18 protein-coding genes are annotated in these 22,219 nt (G+C 69.9%); 13 read left to right on the top strand and 5 right to left on the bottom strand.

Annotated elements, in window-relative coordinates:
- The first annotated feature begins 35 nt into the window (after nucleotides 1-35).
- Nucleotides 36-1,193 (top strand): acyl-CoA dehydrogenase family protein, encoded by a 1,158-nt coding sequence (locus ACFYYJ_RS28690; RefSeq protein WP_385133981.1) that lies wholly within the window; start codon nucleotides 36-38, stop codon nucleotides 1,191-1,193.
- On the opposite strand, the gene ACFYYJ_RS28685 is transcribed toward ACFYYJ_RS28690, so the two are convergent.
- The gene (locus ACFYYJ_RS28685) at nucleotides 1,168-2,433 is read right to left on the bottom strand and encodes an RNA-guided endonuclease InsQ/TnpB family protein (protein ID WP_389136661.1); all 1,266 of its coding nucleotides are present in this window, start codon (nucleotides 2,431-2,433) and stop codon (nucleotides 1,168-1,170) included. The genes ACFYYJ_RS28690 and ACFYYJ_RS28685 overlap by 26 nt on opposite strands.
- Nucleotides 2,434-2,610: 177 nt before the next feature.
- Between ACFYYJ_RS28685 and ACFYYJ_RS28680 the strand changes: the two genes are divergently transcribed.
- Nucleotides 2,611-3,489: an acyl-CoA thioesterase gene (locus ACFYYJ_RS28680; protein WP_385364302.1), complete on the top strand. Its 879-nt coding sequence runs from the start codon at nucleotides 2,611-2,613 to the stop codon at nucleotides 3,487-3,489.
- A gap of 30 nt (nucleotides 3,490-3,519) precedes the next feature.
- Here the strand turns inward: ACFYYJ_RS28680 and ACFYYJ_RS28675 are convergent, their stop codons facing one another.
- The 3 genes from ACFYYJ_RS28675 to ACFYYJ_RS28665 form a co-directional block, all read right to left on the bottom strand.
- Nucleotides 3,520-4,335, bottom strand: a complete 816-nt coding sequence (locus tag ACFYYJ_RS28675; protein ID WP_389136658.1) for a DUF4253 domain-containing protein — start codon at nucleotides 4,333-4,335, stop codon at nucleotides 3,520-3,522.
- Between the two features lie 288 nt (nucleotides 4,336-4,623).
- Entirely contained in the window at nucleotides 4,624-5,430 is an 807-nt protein-coding gene (locus ACFYYJ_RS28670) for a phosphatase (RefSeq protein WP_389136656.1), read from the bottom strand.
- A gap of 65 nt (nucleotides 5,431-5,495) precedes the next feature.
- Entirely contained in the window at nucleotides 5,496-6,074 is a 579-nt protein-coding gene (locus ACFYYJ_RS28665; RefSeq protein WP_384596349.1) for a TetR/AcrR family transcriptional regulator, read from the bottom strand.
- 99 nt (nucleotides 6,075-6,173) lie between these two features.
- Between ACFYYJ_RS28665 and ACFYYJ_RS28660 the strand changes: the two genes are divergently transcribed.
- From ACFYYJ_RS28660 to ACFYYJ_RS28610, 11 genes are all read left to right on the top strand, one after another.
- Complete coding sequence (locus tag ACFYYJ_RS28660) at nucleotides 6,174-7,790, top strand: carboxyl transferase domain-containing protein (protein WP_385124874.1); 1,617 nt, start codon at nucleotides 6,174-6,176, stop codon at nucleotides 7,788-7,790.
- 16 nt (nucleotides 7,791-7,806) lie between these two features.
- Nucleotides 7,807-9,909 (top strand): acetyl/propionyl/methylcrotonyl-CoA carboxylase subunit alpha, encoded by a 2,103-nt coding sequence (locus tag ACFYYJ_RS28655; RefSeq protein ID WP_389136652.1) that lies wholly within the window; start codon nucleotides 7,807-7,809, stop codon nucleotides 9,907-9,909.
- A gap of 11 nt (nucleotides 9,910-9,920) precedes the next feature.
- Nucleotides 9,921-10,838: a hydroxymethylglutaryl-CoA lyase gene (locus ACFYYJ_RS28650; RefSeq protein WP_385124883.1), complete on the top strand. Its 918-nt coding sequence runs from the start codon at nucleotides 9,921-9,923 to the stop codon at nucleotides 10,836-10,838.
- A 7-nt stretch (nucleotides 10,839-10,845) separates the two neighbouring features.
- A complete protein-coding gene (locus tag ACFYYJ_RS28645; RefSeq protein WP_385363383.1) occupies nucleotides 10,846-12,006 on the top strand; it encodes an acyl-CoA dehydrogenase family protein in 1,161 nt (386 codons plus the stop codon).
- Between the two features lie 198 nt (nucleotides 12,007-12,204).
- The gene (locus tag ACFYYJ_RS28640) at nucleotides 12,205-14,136 is read left to right on the top strand and encodes a hypothetical protein (protein ID WP_389136648.1); all 1,932 of its coding nucleotides are present in this window, start codon (nucleotides 12,205-12,207) and stop codon (nucleotides 14,134-14,136) included.
- 205 nt (nucleotides 14,137-14,341) lie between these two features.
- Entirely contained in the window at nucleotides 14,342-15,376 is a 1,035-nt protein-coding gene (locus ACFYYJ_RS28635) for an ABC transporter substrate-binding protein (protein WP_385363386.1), read from the top strand.
- 59 nt (nucleotides 15,377-15,435) lie between these two features.
- A complete protein-coding gene (locus ACFYYJ_RS28630) occupies nucleotides 15,436-16,365 on the top strand; it encodes a siderophore-interacting protein (RefSeq protein ID WP_389136644.1) in 930 nt (309 codons plus the stop codon).
- Nucleotides 16,366-16,507: 142 nt separating this feature from the next.
- Nucleotides 16,508-18,004: a pyridoxal phosphate-dependent decarboxylase family protein gene (locus tag ACFYYJ_RS28625; RefSeq protein ID WP_389136641.1), complete on the top strand. Its 1,497-nt coding sequence runs from the start codon at nucleotides 16,508-16,510 to the stop codon at nucleotides 18,002-18,004.
- The gene (locus tag ACFYYJ_RS28620; protein ID WP_389136638.1) at nucleotides 17,988-19,289 is read left to right on the top strand and encodes a lysine N(6)-hydroxylase/L-ornithine N(5)-oxygenase family protein; all 1,302 of its coding nucleotides are present in this window, start codon (nucleotides 17,988-17,990) and stop codon (nucleotides 19,287-19,289) included. The genes ACFYYJ_RS28625 and ACFYYJ_RS28620 overlap by 17 nt, the downstream gene beginning before the upstream one ends.
- Nucleotides 19,286-19,855 (top strand): GNAT family N-acetyltransferase, encoded by a 570-nt coding sequence (locus tag ACFYYJ_RS28615; protein ID WP_385363390.1) that lies wholly within the window; start codon nucleotides 19,286-19,288, stop codon nucleotides 19,853-19,855. Before ACFYYJ_RS28620 ends, ACFYYJ_RS28615 begins: the two co-directional genes overlap by 4 nt.
- Nucleotides 19,852-21,633: an IucA/IucC family protein gene (locus tag ACFYYJ_RS28610; protein WP_389136635.1), complete on the top strand. Its 1,782-nt coding sequence runs from the start codon at nucleotides 19,852-19,854 to the stop codon at nucleotides 21,631-21,633. Before ACFYYJ_RS28615 ends, ACFYYJ_RS28610 begins: the two co-directional genes overlap by 4 nt.
- Before the next feature lie 55 nt (nucleotides 21,634-21,688).
- On the opposite strand, the gene ACFYYJ_RS28605 is transcribed toward ACFYYJ_RS28610, so the two are convergent.
- Entirely contained in the window at nucleotides 21,689-22,210 is a 522-nt protein-coding gene (locus ACFYYJ_RS28605) for a hypothetical protein (RefSeq protein ID WP_385363392.1), read from the bottom strand.
- Between the last annotated feature and the right edge of the window lie 9 nt (nucleotides 22,211-22,219).

Raw genomic sequence — 22,219 nt, 5'->3', positions numbered from 1 at the left:
AGGCGGCGGACTGCCGCGACCGAAGGGAGCCGGCCGTGCGCCGTACGGTGTTCAACGAGGACCACGAGGCGTTCCGCGAGACCATCCGCGCCTTCATCGAGGCCGAGGTCGTCCCCGTCTACGACGAGTGGTTCGCCGCGGGCCAGGCGCCGCGCGACTTCTACTACAAGCTCGGCGAGCTGGGCGTCTTCGGCATCAACGTACCCGAGGAGTTCGGCGGCGCGGGCCTGGACACCCACAAGTTCGAGGCCGTCCTCTACGAAGAGACCTCGCGCGCGGGCGTCAACTTCGGCGGCTCCGGCGTGCACGTGCTGCTCGCCCTGCCCTACATCAAGATGCTCGCCGACGACGAGCAGAAGAAGCGTTTCCTCCCGAAGTTCGTCTCCGGTGAGGAGATGTGGGCCCTCGCGATGACCGAGCCGGGCACCGGCTCCGACGTCGCGGGCATGAAGACCACCGCCAAGCTCTCCGAGGACGGCACGCACTACGTCCTCAACGGCTCCAAGACCTTCATCACCGGCGGCGTCCACGCCGACCGCGTGATCGTCTGCGCCCGCACCTCCGCCCCGTCGGCCGAGGACCGCCGCTTCGGCATCTCCCTCTTCGCCGTGGACACCAAGTCCGAGGGCTACTCCATCGGCCGCAAGCTGGACAAGCTCGGCCTGAAGACCTCCGACACCGCCGAGCTGGCGTTCGTCGACGTGAAGGTGCCCGTCGAGGACCTGCTCGGCGAAGAGGGCAAGGGCTTCTACTACCTCGGCCACAACCTGGCGTCCGAGCGCTGGGGCATCGCCTTCGGCGCGTACGCCCAGGCCGCCGCGGCCGTCCGGTTCGCCCAGCAGTACGTCACGGACCGCACCGTCTTCGGCAAGCCGGTCTCGCACTTCCAGAACACCAAGTTCGAACTGGCCGCCTGCCAGGCCGAGGTGGACGCGGCCCAGGCCGTCGCCGACCGCGCCCTGGAGGCCCTGGACGCCCACGAGCTGACCCCGGCCGAGGCCGCCAGCGCCAAGCTGTTCTGCACCGAGGTCGCCCACCGCGTCATCGACCGCTGCCTCCAGCTGCACGGTGGCTACGGCTACATGAACGAGTACCCGATCGCCCGCCTGTACGCCGACAACCGCGTCAACCGCATCTACGGCGGCACCAGCGAGATCATGAAGTCCATCATCGCGAAGTCCATGGGGCTTTGACGTGCCCCCTGGCCGAATGGCCAGGGGTTCCCACCCCGGCCGGGTGGCCGAGTGGGCGGCTTCCTGCTTCTACGCGCTGAGCCCGGATTCCCGCCCGGGTCTTACCTGCGCTCGACGAGGCGTTTAGCCTGTCCGCCCGTCCGGCGGCCAGGGTGTTGTGCGCTGCGTTCTCGTCACGGTCGTGTACGGCCCCGCACTCCTTGCATGTCCATTGACGGACATGGAGGGGTTTGGGGCCGTCCCGATACCCACAAGTCGAACACGTCTGGGAGGTCGGCTCGAAGCGACCGACCTTCCCGAAGTGCCGGCCGTGCTTGACGGCCTTGTACTCCAGCATGTTTACGAACGCCGACCATCCGGCGTCATGAACCGACTTCGCCAGCCGAGTGCGACCGAGGGCATACACGGCAAGGTCTTCCACATACACCGCTTGGTTGTCGCGAATGATCTGTGTAGACGTCTTGTGATGCCAGTCCCTGCGCCGGTCGGCCACCCGGGCATGCTGCCGTGCCACCTTAATCCGCGCCTTGGCCCGGTTCCTCGACCCCTTCACCTTCCTCGACAGGTCTCGCTGAAGTCGCTTGAGCTTCTTCTCTGCCCGACGCAGAATCCTGGGCGAAGAGATCTTGGTGCCGTCGGAGAGCACGGCGAAGGTCGTCAGGCCGAGGTCGATACCGACCTCGGCATCGTTCTCGGCCACCGGATCGAAGCCGGCGTCCACGACGAAGCTGGCGAAGTACCGGCCGGACGAATCCTTGGTGATCGTCAGGGAGGACGGCACGGTTGGCAACAGACGGGACCACTTGACCTTCAGGTCACCGACCTTGGCCACGTAGACGCGGCCGTTGGGCTTCAAGCTGAACGCATTCGTGCTGAGACGAATGGACTGCCGCGCGTCCTTCCTTGACTTGAAACGTGGCGGCCCGACCCTTCGACCTTTGCGCTTGCCTGCGATCGAGTCGTAGAAGTTCTTGAAGGCAGCTTCCAGGTCACGGAAGGACTGTTGGAGCACTACGGACGATACGTCTGCGAGCCAGGCCCGCTCCTTGGTGCGCTTGGCCTGGGTTACATGGACCTTGGACAGCTCCGACGATGTCACATATGGCATACCGGCCGCATACGCCTCCCTGCGGGCGCGCAGGCAGTCGTTCCACACCACACGAGCACACCCGAATGCCTGCGCGAGCCGGCGACGCTGGGAAGCATCCGGATACACCCGGTAGTTGTAGCGAAGTTGCACGGACAAGACCGTAGAAGCACAGCCCGAAGTCCTGTGGCGATGTACCAGAATCAAACGAGAACGCCCGTATTTGACTGGGGATGGCATCCAACAGATCAGTTCTGGATGCGTTTCGTCCACAACCTGGCAGGCCACTCCGGGCGAGATTATTGGTGAGGACACTTACCCTTGCAGACCATGAACGAGGCACTGACGACGCTCCTCGATCTGCTCGACCTGGAGCAGATCGAGGAGAACATCTTCCGCGGTACCAGCCGCCCTTCGCTGGTACCGCGCGTCTTCGGTGGTCAGGTCGCGGCCCAGGCACTGGTCGCGGCCGGCCGGACCGTGCCCGGGGACCGCACCGCGCACTCGCTGCACTCGTACTTCCTGCGCACCGGCGACACGGGCGCGCCCATCGTCTACACGGTGGACCGGATCCGCGACGGGCGCTCCTTCACCACCCGCCGGGTCGTCGCCGTCCAACACGGCCAGCCGATCTTCCACCTCTCGGCGTCGTTCCAGACGTACGAGGAGGGCCTCGACCACCAGGCCGCGATGCCCGCCGCCCCGGACCCGGAGTCGCTGCCGACGGCCGAGCAGTCCCTGCCCGAGTACCGGGACGTCTTCCGCGACCCCGGTGTGGTGGAGCGGCTGATCGAGGCGCGCGGCGCGGTGGACCTGCGGTACGCGACGACCCCGCCCTGGGGCAGCGTCGGCGAGCCCATCGAACCGCACACGCAGGTGTGGTTCCGCACGGCCGACAAGCTGGACAGCGACGATCCGCTGCTGCACACCTGCCTGGCCACGTACGTCTCCGACATGACCCTGCTCGACTCGGTGCTGCTCGCCCACGGGCGGGGCGGCTGGGCCGTCGGCGACGTGGTCGGGGCCTCGCTGGACCACGCGATGTGGTTCCACCGGCCGTTCCGCGCCGACGAATGGCTGCTGTACGACCAGGAGTCCCCCTCGGCCGCCGCCGGTCGGGGCCTCGGCCAGGCCCGCATCTGGACCCAGGACGGGCGCCTCGCGGTCACCGTCATCCAGGAGGGCGTCGTACGCGTTCCGCGTACCTGACCCCGACGACGGAGGCGGCGACGACCGCCGTCAGTCCCACCAGAACGACCAGTGGTCCCTGCCGATCAGCGCCTCCTCGGCGTAGGCCCTGACCGTGCCCGATCCCTGCCGGACGTTGTCGGGGCAGAACGCGAAGTGCTCCGCGGCCACCGGCAGCGCCTCGACGAGGGTGCGGGGCGGGGCCGCCACGTACAGGTCGAGGCGGTCGAAGCCGAGGGCGAGGACGCGGGCGCCGAACCGGTCCTCCCAGGAGCGCAGCACGGCGCTGATCCGGGCCGTGTCGTTCTCGTGGTTGAGGGGGCCGCCCCATCCGAGCTCGGCGGGCACGTCGGCGCCACGGCGGGCCGGGACCAGGGCGAGCCGGGGGCGGCCGAACCAGCCTTCCCGTATGCACTCGGCGGCGAGCGCCGCGGCGGCCGCCTCCGGGTCCCGGACGGGGGACCCCGCCGCCGCGAGGCCCGGCCAGGCCGGCCCGAAGGGGGCGATCAGCTCCTCGTTCTCCTGCTCCTCGCCCTCCTCCGGCTCCGGGATCACCGCGCTCCAGAACTCCCGCAGCACCGGCTCCACGTGGTGGTCGTCGGGGTCGGACACCCGTGCCGGCTCCAGGGCCTCGGTCTCCCACCAGTCCGCCGGCCCGGTCTGGTCGTGGAGGAGTACGGCCTGGAACCCTGCGGGCGCGGGGTACGCGGAGGCGGGCGCGTCGACCGGCTCGTCGGACAGCCACAGCAACGGCTCCGTCCGGGCCCGACGTAGCCTCCGGCGGACGGGGCGGCTGACGAGGCTGCCGGCCGGCAGGCCGGGGGGCCTGGGGCCCAGCTCGGACAGCCGGTTCGGGTGGTCGCTCATGCCGCGACGGTAGCGACCCCCACTGACAGCCCGGGAGGCCCGCCGAAGTGCGGTGCGGCGCCGCTGCCGGGGCTCCGCCCCGGACCCCGCTCCTCAAACGCCGGAGGGGCTGAAATTGCCCTCCGGGCAATCCAGCCCGGCCCGGGCGGTTACGGGGCGGAGCCCCGGATCCTTGCGGCACACGGACAGTCGGCATCAGCCAAAATCCAGCCCCGCCGGCGTTTGAGGCGCGGGGGCGCGGGGCGGAGCCCCGGGTCCTTGAGCCGCACCCGGCGGCGGCCCGCAGGGCTACGCGTCCCGCAGGCCCGCCGCCGCGAGGAGATACGCCACCATCGGGTCGTAGAAGCGCGGGTCGCGGACGTGGTCGTCCAGGGGGACCGCCACCTGGAGGGTGCCCTCCGCCTCGCCGAGGAACAGCGCCGGGTCGTTGCAGTCCGCGTAGCCCACCGCGTCCAGGCCGCGCTGCGCCGCGCAGCCCGCCCAGCCGTGGTCGGCGACGACGAGGTCCGGCTGCGGGCGGCCCGAAGCCGTCAGCGCGTCCAGGATCGCTGCCATCGGCTCCGGCGAGTGCGTGTGCCACAGGGTCGCGCCCCGCTCCAGCACCGCGACGTCCGCGAACTGCCACACCGAGCCCTCGTCGGCGGTCAGGCCCTCCGGAATGACCACGATCTCGCAGCCGGCGCCGCGCAGCGCCGCGGCCGTCGCCCGGTGGACGTCCAGCAGCCCGCCCGGGTGCCCGGTGGCGAACAGCACGCTCTGGCGGTCCAGCGCCGCCTTCCGCAGCCTGGCCGCCATCCGGTCCAGGCCGGCCACGGTCAGTTCGGGGTCGATGGTGTCCTGGCCGGCCCGGAACGAGGGGTCGTCGACCACGCCGACGCGCTCGGCCATCACCGCGAGCACGTCCTGCTCGTCCGTCCAGCGGTCGGCCAGCTCCAGGCCGAGCCAGTAGTGCCGGTCGCCGTTGGCGAGCTTGCGGTAGTGGCTCAGGTTGTTCTCGCGCGGGGTCGCGACCTGTCCCGCGATCCGCGTGCGGACCAGATGGTCTATGAGTTCGGCACGGCTCGGCGTCTCTATCGGCTTCGGCATACGGGCCATTCTGCCGTCGCCCGGGCGCGAGCGGCGGGTCCATCCCGATCTTCGGAACAGCCGGCCGCGCCCGCTCATGCCGACAGCGCCCCGAACGCCCCGTGCGCGAGCCGGCGCAGCAGGGCCTCCGTCGCCTCCCGCCCGAGGGCCGCCAGGTGCGGGGTCGAGTTCAGCAGACCGAACACCGCGTGCACGGAGACCCGTACCTCGGCCTCGCCGACCTCGGGGTGCAGCCGGCGCACGACGTCCACCCACAGCTCGACGTACTGGCGCTGGAGCTGCCGTACGAGCTTGCGGTCGGCCTCCCGCAGCTTTTCGAGCTCGCGGTCGTGGAGGGTGATCAGCGCCCGGTCGTCGAGGGCGAAGTCGATGTGCCCGTCGATGAGGGAGGCCAGCAGGGCCGCCGGGTCCCCGGCGGTCTCCTCCGCGCGCCGGCGCCCGCCGGTCAGCAGCCGTTCGCTGATCCCGACGAGCAGTTCGGCGAGCATGGCGTCCTTGCCCGCGAAGTGCCGGTACAGGCCGGGGCCGCTGATGCCCACCGCGGCCCCTATCTCGTCGACGCCGACGCCGTGGAACCCGCGCGCGGCGAAGAGGCGGGCGGCCTCACTGAGGATCTGCTCGCGTCGGGTCGGTGCGGCCGCTCTGGTGCTCATGGGAATCCATTCTAGACAGGGCGGTTAGCGCTCGTTAACCTAAGGCACATACACGTTAACGACCATTAACAGTGTGGACCGAGCAAGGGAGCTCGACCGATGCAGCAGGCACCAGTGCTGACGACCGCCGCGGACCCGGCGTCCGAGGCCTGGCGGACCAACGAGGCCGCCCACCGCGAACTCGCCGAGGGCCTGCGCGCCCGGCTGGAAGCGGCCCGCCTCGGTGGCGGTGAGAAGGCACGCGCCCGCCACACCGCCCGCGGGAAGCTCCTCCCGCGCGACCGCGTGGACACCCTCCTCGACCCCGGATCCCCCTTCCTGGAGCTGGCCCCGCTGGCCGCCGAGGGCATGTACGGGGGCGCGGCCCCCGCGGCCGGGGTCATCGCGGGCATCGGCCGGGTCAGCGGCCGCGAGTGCGTGATCGTCGCGAACGACGCCACCGTCAAGGGCGGCACGTACTACCCGATGACCGTCAAGAAGCACCTGCGCGCGCAGGAGGTGGCACTGGAGAACCGTCTCCCCTGCCTCTACCTGGTCGACTCGGGCGGCGCCTTCCTGCCCATGCAGGACGAGGTCTTCCCCGACCGGGAGCACTTCGGCCGCATCTTCTACAACCAGGCCCGCATGTCGGGCGCCGGCATCCCGCAGATCGCGGCCGTCCTCGGCTCCTGCACGGCCGGCGGGGCGTACGTACCGGCGATGAGCGACGAGGCCGTCATCGTCCGGGGCCAGGGCACGATCTTCCTCGGCGGCCCGCCGCTGGTGAAGGCCGCCACCGGCGAGGTGGTCACGGCCGAGGAGCTGGGCGGCGGCGAGGTCCACTCCCGGACCTCGGGCGTGACCGACCACCTCGCGGAGGACGACGCGCACGCGCTGCGGATCGTACGGAACATCGTGGCGACCCTGCCCGACCGCGGGGCGCTGCCCTGGTCGGTCGAGGCACCGGAAGAGCCGAAGGTGGACCCGTACGGGCTGTACGGCGCGGTCCCCGTCGACTCGCGCACCCCCTACGACGCCCGCGAGATCATCGCGCGGATCGTGGACGGCTCCCGCTTCCAGGAGTTCAAGGCCGAGTACGGACAGACGCTGGTCACCGGCTTCGCCCGGATCCACGGCCACCCCGTCGGGATCATCGCGAACAACGGCATCCTCTTCTCCGAATCCGCGCAGAAGGGCGCCCACTTCATCGAGCTGTGCGACCAGCGCGGCATCCCGCTCCTCTTCCTCCAGAACATCTCGGGCTTCATGGTCGGCCGCGACTACGAGGCGGGCGGCATCGCCAAGCACGGCGCCAAGATGGTCACGGCCGTGGCCTGCGCCCGGGTGCCGAAGCTGACGGTCGTCGTCGGCGGCTCGTACGGCGCGGGCAACTACTCGATGTGCGGCCGGGCGTACTCGCCGCGCTTCCTGTGGATGTGGCCCAACGCCAAGATCTCCGTGATGGGCGGCGAGCAGGCCGCCTCCGTCCTCGCCACGGTCAAGCGCGACCAGATCGAGGGCGCGGGCCAGGAGTGGCCCGCCGAGGACGAGGAGGCCTTCAAGGCCCCGGTCCGCGCGCAGTACGAGGAGCAGGGCAACGCGTACTACGCCACGGCGCGGCTGTGGGACGACGGGGTCATCGACCCCATGGAGACCCGGCAGGTGCTGGGACTGGCCCTGACCGCGTGCGCGAACGCCCCGCTGGGCGACTCGGGCTTCGGCATCTTCCGTATGTGACGTGAGGACCTCACTGATGTTCAGCACTGTTCTGGTCGCGAACCGCGGCGAGATCGCGGTACGGGTCATCCGCACCCTGCGGGAGCTCGGCATCCGCTCCGTGGCCGTCTTCAGCGACGTGGACGCGGACGCACGGCACGTACGGGAGGCCGACACGGCCGTCCGCATCGGCCCGGCGGCCGCCGCCGAGAGCTACCTGTCGGTGGAGAAGCTCCTGGACGCGGCGAAGCGGACGGGCGCCGAGGCCGTGCACCCGGGCTACGGCTTCCTCGCCGAGAACGCGGCCTTCGCGGCCGCCTGCACCGAGGCCGGGCTGGCCTTCATCGGGCCGCCCGCCTCCGCGATCTCCCTCATGGGCGACAAGATCCGCGCCAAGGAGACGGTGAAGGCGGCGGGCGTTCCCGTGGTCCCCGGCTCCTCGGGCAGCGGCCTGACCGACGCCGAACTGGCCGCGGCCGCCTCGGAGATCGGCATGCCGGTCCTCCTGAAGCCCTCGGCGGGCGGCGGCGGCAAGGGCATGCGGCTCGTCCGCGACGAGGCGGTGCTGGCGGAGGAGATCGCGGCGGCCCGCCGCGAGGCGAAGTCCTCCTTCGGCGACGACACGTTGCTGGTGGAGCGGTGGATCGACCGGCCCCGGCACATCGAGATCCAGGTACTGGCGGACGCCCACGGCAACGTGGTGCACCTGGGCGAGCGCGAGTGCTCGCTCCAGCGCCGGCACCAGAAGGTCATCGAGGAGGCCCCCTCGGTGCTGCTCGACGAGAAGACCCGCGCGGCGATGGGCGCGGCGGCGGTCGACGCGGCCCGCTCGTGCGGGTACGTCGGCGCGGGCACGGTGGAGTTCATCGTGCCGGGCGGCGACCCGTCCTCGTACTACTTCATGGAGATGAACACCCGCCTCCAGGTCGAGCACCCGGTGACCGAGCTGATCACCGGCCTGGACCTGGTGGAACAGCAGTTGCGGGTCGCCTCCGGCGAGGCCCTGCCCGTCACGCAGGACGAGATCCGGCTGACCGGCCACGCGATCGAGGCCCGCGTCTGCGCGGAGGACCCGGCGCGCGGGTTCCTGCCGTCCGGCGGCACCGTGCTGGCCCTGTCGGAGCCTTCGGGCGGGGCGGTCCGTACGGACTCGGGCCTGACGGCGGGCGTGCCGGTGGGCTCGACGTACGACCCGATGCTGTCGAAGGTCATCGTCCACGGGCCGGACCGCGCCACCGCGCTGCGCCTGCTGCGCGGCGCCCTGGCCGACACGGTGATCCTGGGTGTCCAGACCAACGCCGGTTTCCTGCGGCGGCTGCTGGCCCACCCGGACGTGGTGTCGGGGGACCTGGACACCGGGCTGGTGGAGCGCGATCTCCCGACCCTGTTGCCCGAAGGCACCCCGGCCGAGGTGTACGCGGCGGCGGCACTGCTGAAGGCTTCTCTCCCCCACCCCGCCGCTTCCCGAAACCGGGGCTCCGCCCCGGACGGGCTGGACAGGTGGGTCGATCCGTTCGACGCCGCCGGCGGCTGGCGCCTGGGCGGCACCCCGGCCTGGACGGTGCACCACTTGCGCCTCCCGGGCCAGGACCCGGTGGAGGTCCGCACCCGCCCCCTGGGTACGGAGACGGAGCTGCTGATCTCCGACGGCACCGGCGCAAACCCAGCCTCGCCGGCGATCGAGGCGCGGGGTCCGGGGCAGAGCCCCGGCGCACCGGCGCGAGCCCGGATCGTGGCCCGCACCACCGACCGCGTCACCATCGAACTCGACGGCGTCACGCACACCTTCAGCCACGCGACCTCCCCGGAGGGGACCTGGCTCGGCCGCGACGCCGACTCCTGGCACGTGCAGACGTACGACCCCGTCGAGGCGAACCTGCGCGGCGGGACCGGGTCCGGCGCCAACACCCTCGCCGCCCCCATGCCCGGCACCGTCACCGTCGTCAAGGTGGCCGTCGGGGACAAGGTGACGGCCGGTCAGAGCCTGCTCGTCGTCGAGGCGATGAAGATGGAGCACGTCATCTCCGCCCCGCACGCCGGCACCGTCACCGAGCTGGACGTCTCGCCCGGCACCACCGTCGCCATGGACCAGGTCCTGGCCGTCGTCACCCCGGACGCGGACGAGGAGGAGGGCGCGTGAACCGGCTGCCCATGAACGTCCCGGCCCCCGGCCTCCCGGCCCGGGTCCGGATCCACGAGGTAGGGGCCCGGGACGGGCTCCAGAACGAGAAGACGGCCGTGCCCACCGAGGTGAAGGCGGAGTTCGTCCACCGCCTGGCCGCCGCCGGGCTCACCACCATCGAGGCCACCAGCTTCGTGCACCCCAAGTGGGTGCCCCAGCTGGCCGACGCCGAGCAGCTCTTCCCGATGCTCGGCGACGTGCGGGCCGACCTGCCCGTCCTCGTGCCCAACGAGCGCGGCCTGGACCGTGCGCTCGCGCTCGGGGCCACCCGTATCGCCGTATTCGGTTCGGCCACCGAGACCTTCGCCTCCCGGAACCTGAACCGGACCGTGGCCGAGTCCCTCGCCATGTTCGAGCCCGTCGTGGCCCGGGCGAAGGAGGGGAAGGCGCATGTCCGGGGCTATCTGTCCATGTGCTTCGGCGACCCCTGGGAGGGGCCCGTCCCGGTCCACCAGGTGGTCTCCGTCGCGAAGGCACTGCTCGACCTCGGCTGTGACGAGCTGAGCCTCGGCGACACCATCGGCGTCGCCACCCCCGGCCACGTCCAGGAGCTGCTGAGCTCGCTCAACGAGGCGGGCGTCACGACCGACCGGATCGGCGTGCACTTCCACGACACCTACGGCCAGGCCCTGTCCAACACCCTCGCCGCGCTCCAGCACGGCGTGACCACCGTCGACGCCTCCGCGGGCGGCCTCGGCGGGTGCCCGTACGCGAAGAGCGCCACCGGCAACCTCGCGACCGAGGACCTGGTGTGGATGCTCGACGGCCTCGGCATCGAGACCGGGGTCGATCTGGCCGCCCTCACCGCCACGAGCGTGTGGATGGCCGAACAACTGGGGCGCCCCAGCCCCTCCCGTACCGTCCGCGCCCTCTCCCACAAGGAGTAACGAGAACATGTCCCTCGACCACCGGCTCACCCCCGAGCACGAGGAACTCCGCCGTACCGTCGAGGCGTTCGCGCACGACGTGATCGCGCCGAAGATCGGCGACCTGTACGAGCGGCACGAGTTCCCGTACGAGATCGTCGCCGAGATGGGCCGCATGGGCCTGTTCGGCCTGCCCTTCCCGGAGGAGTACGGCGGCATGGGCGGGGACTACCTCGCCCTCGGCATCGCCCTGGAGGAGCTGGCCCGGGTCGACTCCTCGGTCGCCATCACCCTGGAGGCCGGGGTCTCCCTCGGCGCCATGCCCCTGTACCTCTTCGGCTCCGAGGAGCAGAAGCGGCAGTGGCTGCCGAAGATGTGCTCCGGCGAGATCCTGGGCGCCTTCGGCCTGACCGAGCCCGGCGCGGGCTCCGACGCGGGCGGCACCCGCACCACCGCGGTCCGCGACGGCGACGAGTGGGTCATCAACGGCTCGAAGTGCTTCATCACCAACTCGGGCACCGACATCACCGGCCTGGTCACGGTCACCGCCGTGACGGGCCGCAAGGCGGACGGCCGCCCGGAGATCTCCTCGATCATCGTCCCGTCCGGCACCCCGGGCTTCACGGTGGCCGCCCCCTACTCCAAGGTCGGCTGGAACTCCTCGGACACCCGCGAGCTGTCCTTCGACGACGTACGGGTCCCGCTCGCCAACCTGGTCGGCGAGGAGGGCCGCGGTTACGCCCAGTTCCTGCGGATCCTCGACGAGGGCCGCATCGCCATCGCGGCGCTGGCCACCGGGCTCGCGCAGGGCTGTGTGGACGAGTCGGTGAAGTACGCCAAGGAGCGGCACGCCTTCGGCAGGGCGATCGGCGACAACCAGTCGATCCAGTTCAAGCTGGCCGACATGGAGATGCGCGCCCACATGGCCCGCCTGGGCTGGCGGGACGCGGCCTCGCGGCTGGTGGCCGGGGAGCCGTTCAAGAAGGAGGCGGCCATCGCGAAGCTGTACTCCTCGACGGTCGCCGTCGACAACGCCCGCGAGGCGACGCAGATCCACGGCGGCTACGGGTTCATGAACGAGTACCCCGTGGCGCGCATGTGGCGGGACTCGAAGATCCTGGAGATCGGCGAGGGCACGAGCGAGGTCCAGCGCATGCTGATCGCCCGTGAGCTGGGCTTCGCCGGCTGATCCCGCCCCTTTCCCAGAGCGGCCCGCGTCCCACGCGGGCCGCTTTTGTGCGTATTGCGTGACTAATCACGAGATCAAGGATTTACCGAGTGTTGTCGCGTATGCGGAATATGCCGGTGCTAGCTTCCTGGCTGCGCGCCGCCCGCCCCCGGCGTGAAGAAGGCGCGCTCAGGCTCACGACACATGAGGAGAACCCGCGTGATCAGTTCCGTGCAGCCGCCCCCGCCCCGGAGAAGGCGTCGGCTCAGGGCAGCGCTCGTCACTGCGACACTCGCCGCCTCGTTCACGGTGCCCGCGGCGCTGAACGCCCAGGCGCTGGCCGCGGTCCAGCTCTGCTCGACGGCGACCGCCCTCGACAACAGCCGCTTCGAGATCGACCTCAACGCGAACCTGGTCGTCAACGGTGGCGCCTCCTGCATCGACTGGCTCACCGCCGGCAGCAACAGCCCGTTCCGCCCGGGCGTCCTGGTGAAGGCCGACCGCCCCAGCGGAAACACCGACGACGCCTTCGGTCAGGGCTCGAAGGAGGACGACCCGAACCCGACCATCGTGTTCGGTTCGATCCCGCCGAACAAGAGCGACCTGAAGAACTTCGGCGTGTTCACGGAGCAGAACACGACGCCGAAGTTCCTGGAGCTGTTCTGGCAGCGGGTCAACAACCCGTCGGGCACCACGAACATGGACTTCGAGCTGAACCAGAAGTTCTGTGACCTGACGAAGGTCCCGACGAACTGCGCGAACAACGGGTCCAACGTGCCGCCGGAGACCCCGGTCCGCACGATCGGCGACAAGCTGATCACGTACGACCTCTCCAACGGCGGCACCGTCCCGACCATCTCCATCCGCACCTGGAGCGGCTCGGCCTGGGGTTCGCCGACGGTCATCAGCGGTACGGCGAACCCGCTGGCGGTGGGCTCGGTCAACAGCACCTCGATCCCGGCCAACCAGACCGGCGGACTCAGCACGACCGCCCTCGCCCCGTTCACGTTCGGCGAGGCGGCGATCTCGTACAGCGCCCTCTTCCCGTCGGGCGGCTCCTGCACGACCTTCGGCTCCGCCTACGTGAAGAGCCGCTCCTCGGACTCCTTCAACGCCGAGCTGAAGGACTTCATCTCGCCCGAGCCGGTCCAGATCACCAACTGCACGTCGCTGATCACCTCCGCCACGCCCACGGCGACGGTCGGTGACACCATCAACGACACCGCGACGCTGGGCGGCGCCTCCGCGAACGCGGGCGGCAGCATCACCTTCAACCTCTACAGCAACTCGACCTGCACGACGCTGGTCCAGAGCTTCGGCCCCATCGCGGTGAGCGGCCCCGGCCAGTACACCACCACCCCGGGGTTCACCACGACGGCCGCAGGCACCTACTACTGGACCGCCTCGTACACCGGCGACGCGAACAACCAGCCGGCCGCCACCTCCTGCCGGGACTCCGACGAGACGACCGTGGTCGCGAGGACCGCGCCGTCGCTCAACACCCAGCTCCTCAACGCGCAGGGCAGCCCGATCAGCACGGCCACGATCGGTGACTTCGTGCACGACTCGGCCTCCCTCAGCGGCCAGACCGCCACTGCCGGCGGCACGGTCACGTACGCCTACTACACGGACTCGGCCTGCACGCAGAACAGGGTCCAGGTCGGCAGCCCGGTGACGGTCACCAACGGGGTCGTCCCGAACTCGGCGGCCGCGCAGTTCAACCAGATCGGCACGTTCTACTGGCAGGCGAGCTACAGCGGTGACGCCAACAACATGCCGGCGATGAGCGCCTGCACCGACGAGCCGCTGACCGTGGGCAAGGCCCCCTCGAACATCCTCACCCGGCAGCGGTTCCTCCCCCAGGACACCGCCACGGTCTCGGCCCAGTTCGGCGGTCAGCCCACCGGCACCGTCACGTTCGACCTGTACGGCCCGAACAACAACAACTGCAGCACCAACAAGGTGGGCACCTGGACCGGCACGCTGTCGAACGGCACGGCCTCGACCAACAACACCACCTTCTACATCAACGCCGCCAACCAGGGTCAGTACAAGTGGCTGGCGACGTACTCGGGCGACGCGAACCACCAGAGCGCGACCAGCGCCTGCGGCACCGAGAACTCCACCATCACCGTCGACAACGGGCTCTGATCCGACCACCCCGATGAAGCCGGATCCACTCCGGCGCGACTGACGGAGAGGGCCTCCCGTGACCGACGGGAGGCCCTCTCCGCGTGTGCCGCCGCACACATCGCGAGGAAAGTTAGGTCCCCCTTACCAATTTCAGCCAAGGTTAGGCTAACCTTCCCTGCGAACGGCCCAGTGGCCACCGGCACGCACGAAATCGGACATCGACATGCCCAAGTCCCGCATCTCCCCCTTCACCCGCCGCGGAATCATCGCGGCGGGCGGCGCCCTCGGCCTGGTCGCGGCACTCGCCGCGTGCGGCGGCACCGACAAGGCGAAGGACGGTGCGGGCGACAAGAGCTCCTCGACCTCGGGCGCCTGGTCCTTCACGGACGACCTGGGCAAGGCCGTCAACACCAAGTCGAAGCCGAAGAACATCGTCGCCTTCACCGGCACCGCCGCCGCGCTCTACGACTACGGCGTCCCGGTCAAGGGCGTCTTCGGCCCGACCAAGACCGCCGACGGCAAGCCCGACGTCCAGGCCGGCTCGATGGACATCTCGAAGGTGGAGATCCTCGGCAACGTCTACGACGAGTTCAACGTCGAGAAGTACGCGGCCCTCCAGCCCGACCTGCTGGTCACCAACACCTGGGACGGAACCTACTGGTACGTGCCGGAAGCCTCCAAGGACAAGATCCTGAAGCTGGCCCCCGCCGCCGCGATCGGCGTCGGCGGCAACGTCACCATGGACAAGTCCCTGGAGCGGACCGCCGAGCTCGCCAAGTCCCTCGGCGCCGACATGAACGCCAAGAACACCGTCGACGCCAAGGCCCGCTTCGAGGCCGCCGCCGCGAAGGTGCGCGAGGCCACCAAGGCCAACCCGGGCATCAAGGTGCTCGTGGGCTCGGGCTCCGCCGACCTGTTCTACGTCTCCACCCCGGACACCTCGGCCGACCTGAAGTACTTCAAGTCCCTCGGCGTCGAGTTCGTCACCCCGGAGAAGCTGGACGAGGGCGGCTTCTTCGAGAGCCTCAGCTGGGAGAACGCCGGCAAGTACAAGGCCGACGTGGTCCTGCTCGACAACCGCACCGGCACCCTGCAGCCGGAAGAGCTGAAGGCGAAGGCCACCTGGGCCGAGCTGCCCGCCGTCAAGGCTGGCCAGATCACCCCGCGCGTGACCGAGCCGATCTACTCGTACGCCAAGTGCGCCCAGATCCTCGAGGACCTCGCGAAGTCCATCCAGAACGCCAAGAAGGTCGGCTGACCCGGCGGCTCCGGCCGACCACCGCCGCACCAGGACCACTCCCAGGGGGGACCCACCGCATGACCGCCACCGCGCCCGACACGGCCGACGCGGCCGCCACGTCCGACGCCGCAGCGGAGACCGCGCACTTCCGGTTCTTCGAGCTCGAAGTGCTGCGCACCCGCCGCCTCGGCCACTCGTTCCTGCGCGTCACGTTCGGGGGTGGGTCCCTCGCGGGCTTCCGCTCGGGCGGCTTCGACCAGAGCCTCTCGCTCTTCCTGCCGCCCGAGGGCCGGGAGGACACCGTGCTCCCGTCCACGGACGAGGACACCTGGTTCGGCGCCTGGCGCGGGATGCCTGACGAGGAACGTCCGGTGATGCGGTCCTACACGGTGCGCGAACAGCGCCGTACGCCCGAGGGCGCGGACGAGGTCGACATCGACTTCGTCCTCCACGGAGACGCGTCGCCCGCCTCCCGTTGGGCCGGGCGGGCGGTGACCGGCCGCCGGATCCTGGCGATCGGCCCGGCCGTCGCGGAGAACAAGTCCGTACGGTTCCAGCCGCCGGCGACCGCCGACGCGATCTGGATGTACGCGGACGAGACCGCCCTGCCGGCCGCGGCCGCGATCCTGGAGCGGCTGGCGGAGGGGACCGCGGTGCGGGCCTGGTTCGAGGTGCCACACGAGGACGACCGGCTGCCCCTGTCGACGGCCGCGAAAGCCGACATCACCTGGATCGTGCGCGAGGGCACCGGCCGCGAACGCGCCGACCGGGTGCTGGACGCGCTCCGCTCCGCGGAGGTCCCGACCGCCGAAGCCCCGTACGTCTGGCTGGCGGGTGAGGCGGGCACCGTGCGCGCGACCCGCCGCCACTTCGTGCAGGAACGATCCGTCGACCGCCGCTCGGTGCGTTTCACCGGCTACTGGCGGCTCGGCGCGAGCGAGGAACAGCTCCTCGCCGAGGCGTACGCGGGCCGGGCCCCCAGCGAGGAGCCGAGCTCCGAGCTGTAGCAACTCGCGCACGTCACAGGCCATTCGAGAGATGGGCCCCGGCCTTCCGCCGGGGCCCATCTCTCTTTGTCATTGAACTTAGGTTAGGCTAACCTAAGTTCATCACCACCACTCCCAACTCCCCCTGCCCGGAGGAAAGTTGATGCGTTCGCATCTGCTGAATGAGACGACCGCGGACCTCTACCGGCGTTCCGTCACCCAGGGAGTCGAACGCGTCGCCGCCAAACTCGCGGGCACGCAGCGCCCCCACACCGGCATATCGGTCGACGAACTCGCCCCCGTCATCAACGGGATCGACCTCGACACGCCGCTCGCCGACCCGGCCGCCGCCCTCGACGAGCTGGAGGAGGTCTACCTGCGCGACGCCGTGTACTTCCACCACCCGCGCTACCTCGGCCACCTCAACTGCCCGGTCGTCATCCCCGCGGTGCTCGGCGAGGCCGTCCTGTCGGCCGTCAACTCCTCCCTCGACACCTGGGACCAGTCCATCGGCGGCACGCTCATCGAGCGCCGCCTGATCGACTGGACCGCCCGGCGCATCGGCCTCGGCCCCGCCGCGGACGGCGTCTTCACCTCGGGCGGCAGCCAGTCGAACTTCCACGCACTGCTCCTCGCCCGCGACGAGGCCTGCCGCGTGCTGATGCAGCGGGCGATGGCGGACGGCCACGAACTCACCAAGGCCGAACTGCTCCCGAAACTGCGCATCTTCACCTCCGAGGCGAGCCACTTCAGCGTGAAGAAGTCGGCCGCCATGCTCGGACTCGGCTACGAGGCCGTCATCGCCGTCCCGGTCGACCGGCACCGCCGCATGGACACCTCGCTCCTAGCCCTGGAACTGGAGGCCTGCGCCACCGAGGGCCTCTTCCCCATGGCCGTCGTCGCCACCGCCGGCACCACCGACTTCGGGTCCATCGACCCGCTCCCCGAGATCGCCGAGCTGGCCGCCGAGCACTCCGCGTGGATGCACGTGGACGCCGCGTACGGCTGCGGACTGCTGGTCTCCCCCACCCGCCGGCACCTCCTCGACGGAATCGAGCACGCCGACTCGGTCACGGTCGACTACCACAAGTCGTTCTTCCAGCCGGTCAGTTCCAGCGCCGTGCTGGTCCGCGACCGCGACACCCTGAAGCACGCCACGTACCACGCGGACTACCTCAACACCCGCCGGATGGCGGAGGAGCGCATCCCCAACCAGGTCGACAAGTCCATCCAGACCACGCGCCGCTTCGACGCCCTCAAGCTCTGGATGACCCTGCGCGTCATGGGCGCCGACGGCGTCGGCTCGCTCTTCGACGAGGTCGTCGACCTGGCCTCGGCGGGCTACGAGATCATCGCCGCCGACCCGCGCTTCGAGGTCGTCGTCCGCCCGCAGATCTCCACCCTGGTCTTCCGCTACGTCCCCGAGGACGGCGCCGGCATCCGCGCCGACCTGATCGACGAGGCCAACCTCCACGCCCGCAAGGCCCTGTTCGCCTCGGGTGAGGCGGTCGTCGCCGGCACCAAGGTGGACGGGGACCAGTACCTGAAGTTCACCCTGCTCAACCCGCAGACCACGACGGCCGACATCGAAGCCGTCCTCGACCTCCTCGCCGCACACGCCGCGCAGTTCCTGGGAGAATCCCTTGCCGTCCACCGTTAAGCCCCACGACTTCATCGGAATCGGCCTCGGTCCCTTCAATCTGGGACTCGCCTGCCTGACCGCCCCGATCGACGAACTCGACGGCCTGTTCATCGAGTCGAAGCCGCACTTCGAGTGGCACGCCGGAATGTTCCTGGACGGCGCGCACCTGCAGACGCCGTTCATGTCGGACCTGGTCACCCTCGCCGACCCGACCTCGCCCTTCTCCTTCCTCAACTACCTGAAGGACAAGGACCGGCTGTACTCCTTCTACATCCGGGAGAACTTCTACCCGCTGCGGGCCGAGTACAACGACTACTGCCGCTGGGCCGCCGACCGCCTCGCAAACGTCCTGTACTCCACCTCCGTCACCGAGGTCACGTACGACGAGCGGACCGCCCTCTACGAGGTCCACACCGACAAGGGCGAGACCCACCGGGCCCGCCGGCTGGTCCTGGGCACCGGCACCCCGCCCCACCTGCCCGAGTCCTGCGCCAACCTCGGCGGCGACTTCCTCCACAACTCCGCGTACATGCAGAACAAGGCGGAGCTCCAGCGCAAGAAGTCCATCACCCTGGTCGGCTCGGGCCAGAGCGCCGCCGAGATCTACCACGACCTCCTCACGGAGATCGACACGTACGGCTACCAGCTCAACTGGGTGACCCGCTCGCCCCGCTTCTTCCCCCTCGAATACACGAAGCTGACGCTGGAGATGACCTCGCCGGAGTACGTGGACTACTTCCACGCCCTCCCGGAGGAGACCCGCTACCGGCTCGAATCCCAGCAGAAGAACCTCTTCAAGGGCATCGACGGCGAGCTCGTCAACGCCATCTTCGACCTGCTGTACCAGAAGAAGATCAGCATGCCGGGCCCCGTCCCGACCACGCTCCTCACCAACACCTCCCTGAACTCCACGGCGTACGACACCACCACGGGCACGTACACCCTGGGCCTGCGCCAGGAAGAGCAGGAACGGGACTTCACCCTGGCCTCCGAGGGCCTGGTCCTGGCCACGGGCTACAAGTACCGCATCCCCGAGTTCCTCGCCCCCGTCCACGACCGGCTGGTCTTCGACGGCCACGGCCGCCTGGACGCGGCGCGCAACTACAGCGTGGACGTCACCGGGCGCGGGATCTTCCTCCAGAACGGCACCACGCACAACCACTCCCTGACCTCGCCCGACCTGGGCATGGCCGCGTACCGCAACGCGTACGTCGTCGGCGAGCTCCTCGGCCGCGAGTACTACAAGGTCGAGAAGTCCATCGCGTTCCAGCAGTTCGCAGTCCCGGAAGGCACGGCAGCATGAGCACCACCACGGAAACCCTCTTCACCCGCGAGGACCCGGTGCTCGGCACCTTCTCGGTCCGCGCCCTGGACCCCCTCACCGACTCGGAACTGCTGCACGGCTGGGTCACCCACCCCAAAGCCTCGTTCTGGATGATGCAGGACGCCTCGCTCCCGGACGTGGAGCGCGAGTACATGCGCATCTGCGCCGCCGAGCACCACCAGGCCTTCCTCGGCCTCCACGAGGGCCGCCCGGCCTTCCTGATGGAGAGCTACGACCCCGCGCACCTCGAACTGGTCGGCCTGTACGACCCCCGGCCGGGCGACGTAGGCATGCACTTCCTCGTCGCCCCGACCGATTCCCCGCTGAGCGGCTTCACCCGCGCGGTGATCACGACGGTCATGTCGTACCTCTTCTCGGACCCCGCGACCCACCGCGTGGTCGTCGAACCGGACGTCCGCAACACGGCGGTCCACGCCCTCAACGAAGCGGTCGGCTTCGTCCCCGACGGCCCCATCCGCAAGCCGGAGAAGGAAGCCCTCCTCAGCTTCTGCACGCGCGCCCAGTTCGAGGCGGCCACGATATGAGCCTCGCCGACGCCGTCTCCCACCTCTCCCCGGAACTGTGGGCCCGGGCCAACCGCGCCCTGGTCCGCAAGGCCCTGGCGGAGTTCTCCCACGAACGCCTCCTGACCCCCACCCCCCTCGGGGACTCCTGGTACTCGGTCCGCAGCGACGACGGGACGGTCGAGTACCGCTTCCGGGCCACCCTCCACGCACTGGACCACTGGGCGGTGGAGGAGCCCTCGATCACCCGCCACGAGGCCGGCGCGGAGCTCCCCCTGGACGCCCTGGACTTCCACATCGAACTCCGGCAGTCCCTGGGCCTGAGCCCCGAGGTCCTTCCCGTCTACCTGGAGGAGATCTCCTCCACCCTGGCGGGCACCGGCTTCAAGTACACCAAGCCCCAGGTCTCCTCGGCCGTCCTCGCCAAGTCCTCCTTCCAGGACGTCGAGACGGGCATGACCGAGGGCCACCCCTGCTTCGTCGCCAACAACGGCCGCCTCGGCTTCGGCGTGCACGAGTACCTCTCGTACGCGCCGGAGACCGCGAGCCCGGTCCACCTGGTGTGGGCGGCGGCCCACAAGGACGTCTCCACCTTCACGGCGGGCGAGGGCCTGGACCACGACTCGTTCATGCGCGAGGAGCTGGGCGAGGCCGCGATCGCCGGCTTCGCCGCCACACTGAACTCCCTCGCCCTGGACCCGGCGGACTACCACTTCTTCCCCGTCCACCCCTGGCAGTGGTGGAACAAGACGACGGTCACCTTCGCGGCCGAGATCGCCAACCGCCGCCTGGTCCTGCTGGGCGAGGGGACGGACGCCTACCTCCCCCAGCAGTCGATCCGTACCTTCTTCAACACGACCACTCCCACCAAGCACTACGTCAAGACGGCCATCTCGGTCCTCAACATGGGCTTCATGCGCGGCCTCTCCGCCGCGTACATGGAGGCCACCCCGGCCATCAACGACTGGCTGCACCGGCTGATCGACGTCGACCCCGTCCTCCGCTCGGTCGACTTCTCGATCATCCGGGAGCGGGCGGCGATCGGCTACCACCACCGCCAGTACGAACGCGCGACGGACCGCTACTCGCCGTACCGCAAAATGCTGGCCGCCCTGTGGCGCGAGTCCCCGGTGAACGGGCTCCAGGACGGCGAACGCCTCGCCACGATGGCCTCCCTCCTCCACGTGGACGCGGACGGCAAGTCCTTCGTGGGCGCGCTCATCGCCGAATCCGGCCTCACCCCGTCCGAATGGCTGAAGCCGTACCTCCGCGCCTACCTCCTCCCCCTCCTCCACTGCTTCTACCGGTACGACCTCGCGTACATGCCGCACGGCGAGAACACGATCCTGGTCATCCGGGACGGCGTCGTGCAGCGGGCGGTCTTCAAGGACATCGCCGAGGAGATCGTCGTCATGGACCCGGACGCGGTGCTCCCGCCGGCCGTGGAACGCATCAAGGCGGACATCCCGGAGGACATGAAGCTCCTGTCCATCTTCACGGACGTCTTCGACTGCTTCTTCCGCTTCCTCGGCTCGATCCTCGCCTCGGAGGGCATCTGCACGGAGGACACCTTCTGGAAGGCCGTGGCCGACTGCGCCCACGACTACCAGGACTCCCTCCCCGCCCTCTCGGACCGCTTCGCCCGCTACGACCTCTTCGCGGACGAGTTCCAGCTGTCCTGCCTGAACCGCCTCCAGCTGCGCGACAACAAGCAGATGGTCGACCTGGCCGACCCGTCCGCCGCGCTCCAGCTGATCGGCACCCTCAAGAACCCCGTCGCGGCCTTCGCCCGGCGGTGACATGGGGGACGGGCGGGTGGCCGATACGGTCCCTCGGCCACCTGTCCGCCCCTACTCAGTCACGATCTGCTCGACGAAGCTCTCCGGCCACCAGGACGACACACGCGGCGGCGACGGAGAGCAGCCCGGGGACACCGAACATCATGCGCTGATCGCTCTCCAGAACGGCCTGGTACTGACTCTGGGAGACCTCTACGGTGTGGCGCGCACGCGGCGTGGCGTCGAAGGCGAAGTACCGGCCTTCCTTCACCTCCGCGGACTGCAAGTTCCCCTCCCCTGCCGAACTCAAGAGCATCATCGCAACACCCGATACAACCAAGACCCCAAGCCCCAGCTGAACCCTTCGAGGAAGGCACCGGAAGGCCGGCCAGACCAAGTGCCGGTCGGGACGCGCCAAGAGCGCAGCTACCAGCGCCGATAGGAAGATCGGGAAGAGCAACACGAAGATCACTGCCATCGGCCACGTCGCCCGGGTCCACGGCAGGGTTCCGGGCAGCCAGGTGAGCGCAGTCAGGACCAGCAATACTGCGCCCAGCACGGCGGCGAGACCACCGTGCAGTTTGAATGTCCACCCCATGCGCCGCAG

Source organism: Streptomyces sp. NPDC002467, assembly GCF_042889825.1.
Taxonomy (GTDB): domain Bacteria; phylum Actinomycetota; class Actinomycetes; order Streptomycetales; family Streptomycetaceae; genus Streptomyces.
This window is presented reverse-complemented; position numbering and strand designations above follow the sequence as displayed.